This is a genomic window from Streptomyces katrae (genome assembly GCF_000966975.1).
In the GTDB taxonomy this organism is placed as follows: domain Bacteria; phylum Actinomycetota; class Actinomycetes; order Streptomycetales; family Streptomycetaceae; genus Streptomyces; species Streptomyces katrae.
Window position 1 is genome coordinate 1 of record NZ_JZWV01000272.1, and the last position, 633, is coordinate 633.

Genomic DNA, 633 nt, shown 5'->3' on the forward strand with positions numbered 1-633 from the left:
GTGATGCCGAGCCGCCGGGCTATGGGGGTGTTCCCGAGGCCGGTCGCCACGAGCAGCAGGACGGTGCCTTCGCGATCGGTGAGGGTGGACAGGTCGCGGGGGTTCTGCGTCGGGGAGGGTGCTGCGCAAGTGCAGCGGTCGAGGGCGCCGGGTGTGGGCACTGTCTGATGTCCTTCACGTGCGGTCGTGTGCTGCGGCGTCGGGGTCGGCGTGCACCGGTGCGGGCCGCATATGCGTCCCCCTCTGGTCGTCATCCAGTGGCCGTGGCCCTGCGCGCGAGACGTGTGTCAGCGTGCGCGCCTCGTTCTGGATCACGTTGCCGTCTCCGCCTGGGACGCGATCGTAGAGAGTGCTGTCCGGTGCATGCCAGGCTCCGAGGCACCTCCCAAGGCACTGCCTGCCCTTTTTCCCTCACGTCGGTCCCGTGGCCCACCCGTACACGTCGTGCCGTGGTGGGTGGACCGGCGGCCACCGGCCCCGAAGTCCACTGTCCTGCCGTCCTTACTTCGGAGAGGCTTCTTCCCGGCGCCGGGAAACCGAAAAAACAAGGCTAGAACCGCTCTGGACCGAATATTCCTCCTGCTTGCCGGCGTCCTGAGGGAGGAATCACACACGCCATGCGCACCCCATGCG

Annotated in this window: 1 protein-coding gene; it reads right to left on the minus strand. The window is 67.9% G+C overall.

Going from position 1 to position 633, the window contains the following annotated elements; all coding sequences use genetic code 11:
* On the minus strand, positions 1-254 hold a 254-nt coding region (locus VR44_RS43825; RefSeq protein WP_169790998.1), incomplete at its 3' end, for a LuxR C-terminal-related transcriptional regulator.
* Between the last annotated feature and the right edge of the window lie 379 nt (positions 255-633).